The organism is Lysinibacillus antri, from assembly GCF_003977595.1.
GTDB classification, from domain to species: Bacteria; Bacillota; Bacilli; order Bacillales_A; family Planococcaceae; genus Ureibacillus; species Ureibacillus antri.
This window is the reverse complement of record NZ_RYYR01000049.1, coordinates 1-9,583: the sequence shown is the minus strand read 5'-3', so window position 1 is coordinate 9,583 and position 9,583 is coordinate 1. Positions and strand designations below refer to the sequence as shown.

Here is a 9,583-nt window from a genome sequence, read left to right as displayed (position 1 = left end):
TTACTGCTTCAATTTTTTCTTCCCTTGAAAATTTAGCCAAAAGAAAAGCACCTCCAAATTTTAGATTTTGTGTCTAAAATTTGGGGTGCAGTTCAAAAAGAGCTCTCTTTGCTTTCAAAATATATGGCTGGGCAAATGTCGATATAGATGAGGAGACGTTAAGAAAAGTTTAGAGAAGAATTACTCAGCTATCTAATTAAAATCGAAAAAATGCAAATTCATTATATGAAAAGGCGCACTATCTCAAATTAGTTTCGATAGCTGATTTCAAATAATTAATGGATTTTCTCCATAAAAAGATCATATCCATTTTTTAAAATAAGAAGGGATGTTACAACAATAAAGATTATTCGCACATATTTCGTTCCGCGCCCTAATGCAAATTTCGCTCCAGCAAAAGCCCCCATAATCATCGCTACGCCCATAATGAGGCCATATGAATAATTAACTGCATCAAGAAATAAGAACATGATTAGTGCAGCGAAATTGCTTGTGAAATTTAGGAGCTTTGCGTTCCCTGAAGCTTGTATAAAATCAAACCCCATTAAGACAAAAGCGAATATAATAAAGGATCCTGTACCAGGGCCTAAAAAACCATCATAAAAACCAATGGCAATTAACGCACTGATAAACAGCACTTTTCTTTTCTTTGTCATTTCCTGCCGTTTTTCAATACTTCCCCAATCTTTTTTAATGATTGTATAAATCAAAACAACTACCAGCATGATGAAAATTAGCGGCTTGAGTAAATTAGGTGAAATAAAATTTACTGTAAACGCCCCAACCATTGATCCTATAAAAACTAGCGGTACAATGGGTCCTAACAATTTAAGGTCAATTTTTCCGGCGCGTAAAAATGTCAGCATACTTGTTAAATTTCCTAATGTCGCTGCAAGTTTATTCGTGGCGATGGCTGTTGCTGGTGGTAGTCCCACAAATAATAATGCAGGTAACGTAATTAAACCACCACCACCGACAATTGAATTTATAAAGGCTCCTAAAAAACCAAAAGCAAATAGAATAATGACTATTGAAATTTCCATATCCCCAAACATAAAAACACTCCCTTTAGTTACTACTTGAATAGTAACTAAAATTAAGTTTCATGTAAATAGTTCTATTAATTTTGGTATGATAATTATAATAATAGATATGGAGGGATATCGTTGAACAATCTAATACAACAATTAAAAAATATGAACTTTAATGAATATGAAGCAAAAGCATATATATCTCTTGTTAAACTAGGGACTGTGACCGCTTATCAAGTCAGCAAAGATTCAGGTGTTCCTCGCGCTCGCATTTACGAAATATTGGACGTTCTTGTGGAGAAAGGGATCGTAATTAAAGAAGAAATTGATGAAACGATGCAATACTCTCCTTTACCAGTGAATGTATTTTTACAAAAAGTTCAAGCCAATTGGAGTCAGAATTTTAAAGATATTAGTATGTCCTTAAAAGAAATAGAAAGAATTGAAACCATGCCAACAAATCGTGTTATGACACTTAAAGATCAAGAAACGATTATTAGCTATTGTCAGACACTATTAAAAAAAGCAAAAAAACGTATTATGATTTCAATGTGGAATGATATGTATGATGTGTTAAAAGAAGATTTAGAAGAAGCTGCGAAACGTGTTGATATTAAAGGACTGACAATCCATGTTGAGAACCCAATCAGTCAATTAGATACCCATCGTTTAACTCAATATACACAAGCACCAACTACTGAACATTGGTTTATTTTATCTATCGATGCACAAGAAATGATTTATGGACCATCTATAGAAGCACGGAACTTAGCATTTTATACAAATGATCCAGTTCATATTTATTTATTAGAAGATTACATTTGGCATGATGTCTTAGTCAATCGCATTGTAAAAAGTAGTAAAGAAGATCTTGATCAATGGATATCTGTAGAAAGAAAGATGTTTTTTGAAAGTTAAATTTTTCTCATAGCTACCTGCACGACGAAGCTATATTCCAATACAATCCTTACAAAACCGCATGACTTGCCCGGAGCTTAATCTTCATTTAGCTAATATTTATTTGCTCAATGAAAATAAAAATCCGAGAACTTTATTTTAGCTCTCGGATTAGGATTTATTGAATTGTATCTTACTCTTTGATATTGTGAACCTTATTCAGATTCTCCATCTTTATTGTAATTGTACTTAGAAGGATCTACGGGTGTATACTCTGTTGGCATATAGAATCTTAGTAAGTCACCATTCACCACTTGATCTGATAATTGCAATTTATAATCCACTTCATTTTTAATCGCTTCAGCCAATTCTAATTGACTCTCATCTATTAGTAAACCTGTTTTATTATCATAATATTTTTCGTCGATTGAATAAATCGTCGGGCTGACAAAGCCGCCATTTCTAAATGGAACAATATCGTTATGTTCTTCTGATAATAAGTCTGAACCGAATTGAATAAAGTTTTGAGAATCAATTCCTAGTAAATGTAATACGGTTGGTAGAAGGTCAATCTGGCCACCATAAGTATGATTAATTTCGCCTTCCATACCTGGAACATGAATAAATAATGGAACACGTTGTAAATTTGTACTTTCGTATGGTGTAATTTCTTTTCCTAGTACTTGTTCCATTGCTTTATTATGGTTTTCTGAAATACCATAATGGTCACCATAAAGAACAATCATACTATTCTCATATAAACCAGACTCTTTTAATTGCGTAAAGAACTGTTCAATTGCTTCATCTGCATAACGTGCCGTTTGGAAATAATTATCGACACTTGCATCACCTGTATTGCCTTTCTCAATCGTTGCTAAGTCTTGATTAAGCTTATATGGATAATGGTGCCCTACCGTAATAAATTTCGTATAGAACGGTTGTGGTAAAGTATTTAAAAGGCTCGCTGATTGTTCAAAGAATGGTTTATCCAACAATCCATATTCAGCCATGTCTTCTGGAGCACTTGTGTCATAGAAATTGGCATCAAAAAATTTATCGTATCCAAATGATTTGTAAATGGTATTTCGATTCCAGAAAGTTCCCCCATTACCGTGGAATACTGCGGAAGTATAACCATGATCTTTTAATATACCAGGAGCTGCTTGGTACGTATTTTGTCCCTTAGTAATAAAGGCAGATCCTTGAGGTAGTCCATATAAAGAATTTTCTAGCATAAATTCTGCATCCGATGTTTTACCTTGTGCTGTTTGATGGAAAAAGTTATCAAAGTACAATGTATTCGGATCTTTTGAAAGTGAATTTAAAAATGGTGTAACTTCTTCACCGTTTAATTTATAGTCGATAATAAAGTTTTGCATCGATTCTAAATGTAAATAGATAACGTTCATCCCTTGTGCTGCACCAAAGTATTCTGGATTTGGTTCGGCATAGTTCGATTTTGCATAGTTAATAACCTCGGTCATATCATCGCTATCCGCTAAAGCTCGTTGTGAAGATGCCTTAATCGTTTCAACAGCATCATACATTGTATAGTTATACATACCTAAATATTTCACAATATAGTTACGATCAAAACCACGCGTTAATAATTGCGGGCGATCCACTTCAGCTAGTCCTAAATTGACAATGGATACTAGTAATGCGAAAGCCATCACAGTCACTGTTTGCTTCTTGCCAAATCGACTTGTTTGTTTTTGGATTTTATTTGAGAAACGTAAATATACGATGACAAATACATCCACAAAGAACAAAAGATCATAAGGTTTCAATAAAGAAAGAACACTACCACCTAAATCTCCAAAATTCTGTGTTTGGAAGATTGTCGGTAATGTTATGAAATCACTAAAGAATCGATAGTAAACAACATTCGCATATAAAATGAATGAGATAAGAGCGTACATTACTACTAACGATGTGTATTTTCTCTTTCCTTTAAATAAAAAGGCAATTCCTAAAAATAACATTGCTGAGCCTAGTGGATTAATAAATAAAAGGAATTGTTGTAAGATTCCTTCTACACCAAGATCAAATTGTGTTGTTTGCGTGATGTACGTTTTAACCCATAACATCAAAACAGCTAAAAAGTAGATCCCTATAAAATTGTTTACGAGAAAGTCTTTTTTATTTATTCTTTTCATTTTTGCACCTCTTTTACTTACATAATTAAATAATATTTATATTAGTTTTGAATTATATTATTTTACGATAATTTCAATAGCTTATATATACTAAGCCCAAATCCGACTTCTGTCAAGCTAATAATATAACGAAAAACAAATAATATAGTTTCTTCAGTTGTAAGTATTGAAATAAAAATATTCAGCAAATGTTAGGATCATGACGAACTATAATCGATTATCTCCATAGTGTTCTTGTAACATAGTACGATTTATTATGCTTATGCTGATTACTTCTTCTTTCTCTTCTTCTCCATTACCGACATATGAAGTGGTCGGCTGATATTACATCCATCTCCTGAAAACAACTCGTTTCTCTTATCTTCACCATCTGCATGTTGGCTCCACTTGTATCCATTAATCTCAGAATTACTTTTCAGTTAATTGTTTTATACCAATCTACAAAAATAGTTATTAACAAATTTTAATAATTTTAAACATGACATATTATACGTTTTTAGGCATAAATATGCTCGAAAATGTATTGATTTCAACATAAGTTAACTCTATAATAATATATTATAAAAGCATTACAAACTCACTATTAAATTCAATATATTGTAATTTCAATAGTACTTTTATATCCAATTTGTATAAGGGGGAATATTATGTCTAAACCAAAAAACAAGGTACCATTTTCAATTAGAAAAAAGTTAATTACAGTATCGATTCTTTTATTAATTTTCCCAATGGCCATTTTAGGAATCATTAGTTATCAAAAGAGTTCGAGTAGTTTAGACGAACTTGGAAAAATAAATTTACAAAACAGTGTCAATATGACCATTGAAATGATCGATTCTTTAGCAAAAGAAGTAGAGAAAAATAATATTACATTAGAAGAAGCCCAGGAAAAAGTACGAGTTGCAATCCTTGGGGAAAAGAATGAAGAAGGGAAACGTCCAATCAATTCCAATATTAATATCGGGAAACATGGCTATATTATGATTCATGATCAAGATGGGGTTCTGGTTGCACACCCAAGCTTAGAAGGAGAAAATACAATTGAGTATGAGGCTTCCAATGGATTTAAATTTGTAAAAGAAATTTTAAAAGTCGGAAGTCAGGGGGAAGGATACGTTTATTATGATTGGCCGCACCCTGAAGACGAAAATAAACGTGAAAAGAAAGTAGTTTATGTAAAGAATTATAATGAGTGGGGCTGGACAATCAGTGCAAGTACATACCTTTTGGATTTTAACGCCCCTGCAAAAGAAATTCTTAATATCATTCTTCTTTTTACAGCTTTCACTTTAGTAATCGGTGTAGTCATCATCTGGAGTTTTGCAAAAAGTATTTCCAATCCTATTAAACTTGTTACAACTCGCATGGACACGTTGGCAAGTGGTGATTTAAGCCACGAATTACTTCAGTTTAAAGTAAAAGACGAAACAGGTAGACTAGCTGATGCTATGAATAAAATGCAAGTAAATATGCGAGACATGATCCAAAATATATCCAAAGATTCTCATGTTATTTCCGATCATAGTAACGAGTTAACACAAGCTACATTTGAAATGAAACAAGGTTCTGAGCAAATTTCAATTACAATGGAAGAACTAGCAAGGGGTGCGGAACGACAAGCTGATAGTTCAAGTAACATTTCACAAATAATGGCTAGCTTTGCTGAAAAGGTTCAGGAAGCTCATGAATATGGTGAACTCGTTCAACAAGCGGCTAAAGATGTACTGATAATGACAAATGAAGGTAGTACATTGATGGAGTCGTCATCAAATCAAATGAAAAAAATTGATCAAATTGTACGTGACTCCGTGCAAAAAGTAAATGAGCTGCACATTGAATCACAGGAAATTTCAAAATTAGTAGTGGTGATTAAAGCCATTGCTGAGCAAACAAATTTGTTATCGTTGAATGCTGCAATTGAAGCAGCAAGAGCTGGTGAACATGGAAAAGGCTTTGCTGTCGTTGCAGATGAGGTGAAAAAACTTGCGGAACAAGTCGCTATTTCTGTTACCGACATTACGGGAATCGTATCGAATATCCAAAATGAATTTAGCAATGTAACCGACTCGTTACAAAATGGCTATAAAGAAGTGGAGCAAGGAACAAGTAAAATCGAAATGACTCATAAAACGTTTACGAACATTAGTGAATCATTGAAGGAAATGGCAAATAGCATTCAGTATATTTCATCCAATTTAACGAACATCGCATCGAGTAGCCAAGAAATGAGCAGTTCTATTCAAGAAGTGGCTGCAATATCTGAAGAAAATGCTGCCGGCGTTGAACAAACTGCAGCAGCGTCACAACAATCCAATAGTTCCATTGATGAAATCTCTAATAGCGCTGAACAGTTATCCAAATTAGCTGAAGATTTAAGCGATCTCGTTTCTCAATTTAAAGTTTAAAGATTGAGGCTGTCCTCATAGCCATTAAAATAAACCATCCAAAAAGTAATTATCTTCTTTACTTTTTGGATGGCCTTTTTTATTTAGGTTACCTGTTGCAATAGTACTTAAAAATAAATACTCATGAAAGGTCTAGATATTCCTCACTGCTATGCTGGAAAGGTAAATATACCTTTATACAGCCACAGTGACTTTATTTTCAGCATCTTGATTAAGCGAAGAAAACAATTTCTCTACATCACTTCTTAGCGCTACAAGATCGTTTGCTTCCTGAACTAGTTTTTGCATTGTATGTAATTCTTCATCGCTAATTTCTACAAGTTCTTCAAACATTTCAACAGATTCCCGAGAAATCGAAGCAATCTCTTTAATAGCTGACATAATCTGCTGAGAACTAGATGATAATTCTTCTGTACTTGCAGAAGAATTTGAATTATTTTCAGCAATAAATTGTGTGGTAGATAGAATTTTTTCGAACATAGTTCCAACCTCTACTATGTTCGTATTTGTATCTGCAAATTCTTCAGTTCCCTGTTTCATTGATTTTACAACTATATCCGTTTCTTCTTGAATATTTTTCACAATATTTGATACTTCAGCAGAGGACTGACGCGATTGTTCGGCTAATTTTCGAACTTCATCAGCGACAACTGCAAATCCTTTGCCATGTTCTCCTGCACGAGCTGCTTCTATCGCCGCATTCAATGCTAATAAATTAATTTGCTCTGAAATCCCTGTAATTACTTTAACAATAGTACCTATTTCTTGAGATTGTCCTCCTAGTTTATTTATTCCATTAAATGTTGTATTTATTGTTTGATTAAACCGCTCCAATTTCTTAAGAGAATTTTTTAACTTCTCGTTTCCTTCCTGAGTCAATTCAAGGGTAGTATTCGATTGTTCTGAGATTTGATTTGATCTCACAGATAGCTCTTCAATTGCCTTAGTGATGTCTTCCATAGATATAGAGCTTTCTTCAGTAGCTATTAATTGTTTCTGCAATCCCCTGCCTACCTCATCTATTGCCGCTCTTACAATATCAGCTTTCTCAGAAGCTAATTCACCATGTTCGGAAAGATTTTCTCCTTTTTCATGTGCATTTTTTGCAAATAAAAGAACCCCTTCTCTTACACGACTTAAAAATTCAATTAATTGATTAAATACTGAATGATTATAACTTCTTTCATCGACTTTGCTAATGATATTACCTGCAGATAGTTCCTTCATTCCTTTGATAATCTCGTTATTTATATGCGAATGATGTTTCAGCGTAAAATATCGGTAAGCAAAATACACAGATGTTCCTAGTAAGATAACAATAATTCCTAACAATATAACTTCCATAATAATTAAACTCCTACTTTTCTTATTTTATTGATGATGCAAAATTTAGAGCTCTCTTATGATGATGTATGTTCCATCAGCTAAATTTACAGGAATCTTATTTAATCTACTATTATTCTGATATTTATGAACAATAAAGTTTCCTTTTACATCTACATATTTTTTCATCTTATGATACTTTTCCATTACACGTATTGATTTTGGATTTGTTGCTTCTCCCAGAACGGCCTTCAAGCCTTGTGAAGATGCCTTTGTTATTAGTTTATTTCCTAATTGCTGAATAATTTCGTGACGGTCATATTCAGCTATCACTCCTAACATGAATAAATGCAACACCTCTCCATCCTTGATTTCTGTTCCATATCGTTTTTTATAATCTTCCATGAAACGTTTATCCACATCTTCCAAAACGCGCAGAATAACGTTCATATCATAAAAAGATCCTTCAAAAATATCTTCGCCAATAATTTCCGGTGCATTTATATCTCCAGCAAGCACACCAACAACATTATTATGAATATCGTGAGCAACTGCGCAATATCCCTGATCAACCGTAGAATCTAAATAATCTTTCGTAAAGTTATAGAAATCTTCATATCCTATATTTAATTGGCCTACCATTGGCTCCTGTACCCATTTTCCTGAAACATTCACTCCAACAAATGATCGCGCTAAACAATCTGCTGCTTTTTGTATTAAATCCGTTTCTTCCTTTGTAATGATTTTAAATGAATATAATTCTAGTGTTGTTTGCACTTATTTACTTCCTTTCAAATTAAAATACAGTTATTTCAGGACTATTATTTTATAGCTTAAGATACACCATCGATTAATGTACCTGAGAACTCAATTCTTTCAAGTGCATTTCTAATTTGTACTTGTGCAATTTTAGATGAAGGTTTAATTACAAACACGTCCTTAAAACCTAAGGAAGAATAAAATTGCATCGTTTGCTCCAACTGCGGTACAACTCTTGACGGGACTGGTGATTGGTGAGTCCCATCAATAACTAATATATAAGTTTGTTTTGAAACTTTATTAATCGTATCCTGTAAATCTACTAAATAATTTTCCGCATCTTCTTCTCTAATTAATCCGTACACCTGCACATGCAATTCCCTCTTGGCTTCATAAATTGCCATTTTATATTTCTTTTTGTCTACTACTATCATCTCTAATCCCCTTTTTCCTATATTCTGTTATCCTTCATTGACGACATTCGCACAATTTCTATAAGAGCCTATAAAAAGTCAATTACCCCACGAAATAATTAAATTTGTGGATTTACTTTCGATACTAACAATTGGGCATATCCCTTACTTTTAGTTAAACAAAGAAAAAGCTATCCCAAATAAAAAGAGGGATAGCCAAATAAACTACTTAATATCTTGGCAACCCGACTATCATTATCCAAGAGGATTTTAGACTCGTAGCTTTGCGTCCTTACCTTTCGATAAGTTTGCCTTTTTCAATTTAGGAAAACAATAATATTCTATACTCCTATAGCATTATATAGAATATGTTAATTTTTGTCGATATTTGTATTTTTATCTAAATTATATTAGATACATTAACAATTTATAAGGTAAGCCCGAAATACAAAAATAAGCGCACCTTTTCGGTACGCATGACAAATAGCCGTCTATCGCGAATTTTTCGGATAGATGGCTATTTCATTACACATGTTGTTTTGATATTTTTGGACCAAGGCATGTAATTATTTAATATCTCAGGTTGCTGATGAATC

Annotated in this window: 7 protein-coding genes and 1 riboswitch; of the genes, 2 read left to right on the top strand and 5 right to left on the bottom strand. The window is 33.1% G+C overall.

The window, feature by feature from the left end; translation table 11 throughout:
• Nucleotides 1-275 precede the first annotated feature (275 nt).
• Nucleotides 276-1,055, bottom strand: a complete 780-nt coding sequence (locus EK386_RS19345) for a TSUP family transporter (RefSeq protein WP_126660822.1) — start codon at nt 1,053-1,055, stop codon at nt 276-278.
• Nucleotides 1,056-1,196: 141 nt separating this feature from the next.
• Here EK386_RS19345 and EK386_RS19340 point away from each other — a divergent pair, with 141 nt between their 5' ends.
• The gene (locus EK386_RS19340) at nt 1,197-1,949 is read left to right on the top strand and encodes a TrmB family transcriptional regulator (protein ID WP_439331247.1); all 753 of its coding nucleotides are present in this window, start codon (nt 1,197-1,199) and stop codon (nt 1,947-1,949) included.
• 194 nt (nt 1,950-2,143) lie between these two features.
• Here the strand turns inward: EK386_RS19340 and ltaS are convergent, their stop codons facing one another.
• On the bottom strand, nt 2,144-4,087 hold the full coding sequence (gene ltaS / locus EK386_RS19335; RefSeq protein ID WP_126660820.1) for a lipoteichoic acid synthase: 1,944 nt from the start codon (nt 4,085-4,087) through the stop codon (nt 2,144-2,146).
• Nucleotides 4,088-4,734: 647 nt separating this feature from the next.
• Between ltaS and EK386_RS19330 the strand changes: the two genes are divergently transcribed.
• Entirely contained in the window at nt 4,735-6,492 is a 1,758-nt protein-coding gene (locus tag EK386_RS19330) for a methyl-accepting chemotaxis protein (RefSeq protein WP_126660819.1), read from the top strand.
• Nucleotides 6,493-6,666: 174 nt separating this feature from the next.
• Here EK386_RS19330 and EK386_RS19325 read toward each other — a convergent pair whose 3' ends face one another.
• From EK386_RS19325 to EK386_RS19315, 3 genes are read right to left on the bottom strand one after another with little or no spacing between them, the layout of a single operon-like run.
• Nucleotides 6,667-7,836 (bottom strand): methyl-accepting chemotaxis protein, encoded by a 1,170-nt coding sequence (locus tag EK386_RS19325; protein WP_126660818.1) that lies wholly within the window; start codon nt 7,834-7,836, stop codon nt 6,667-6,669.
• Nucleotides 7,837-7,881: 45 nt separating this feature from the next.
• Complete coding sequence (locus EK386_RS19320) at nt 7,882-8,592, bottom strand: hypothetical protein (RefSeq protein WP_126660817.1); 711 nt, start codon at nt 8,590-8,592, stop codon at nt 7,882-7,884.
• Between the two features lie 56 nt (nt 8,593-8,648).
• Entirely contained in the window at nt 8,649-9,008 is a 360-nt protein-coding gene (locus EK386_RS19315) for a hypothetical protein (RefSeq protein ID WP_126660816.1), read from the bottom strand.
• Nucleotides 9,009-9,223: 215 nt separating this feature from the next.
• Nucleotides 9,224-9,310, bottom strand: a riboswitch (cyclic di-GMP riboswitch).
• Between the last annotated feature and the right edge of the window lie 273 nt (nt 9,311-9,583).

What these genes read in the sequence shown, in the direction of transcription:
- EK386_RS19325 (WP_126660818.1), bottom strand. Translation starts at nt 7,836, where the DNA reads ATGGAAGTTATATTGTTAGGAATTATTGTTATCTTACTAGGAACATCT.
- EK386_RS19315 (WP_126660816.1), bottom strand. Translation starts at nt 9,008, where the DNA reads ATGATAGTAGTAGACAAAAAGAAATATAAAATGGCAATTTATGAAGCC.
- EK386_RS19340 (WP_439331247.1), top strand. Translation starts at nt 1,197, where the DNA reads ATGAACTTTAATGAATATGAAGCAAAAGCATATATATCTCTTGTTAAA.
- EK386_RS19345 (WP_126660822.1), bottom strand. Translation starts at nt 1,055, where the DNA reads ATGTTTGGGGATATGGAAATTTCAATAGTCATTATTCTATTTGCTTTT.
- EK386_RS19330 (WP_126660819.1), top strand. Translation starts at nt 4,735, where the DNA reads ATGTCTAAACCAAAAAACAAGGTACCATTTTCAATTAGAAAAAAGTTA.
- ltaS (WP_126660820.1), bottom strand. Translation starts at nt 4,087, where the DNA reads ATGAAAAGAATAAATAAAAAAGACTTTCTCGTAAACAATTTTATAGGG.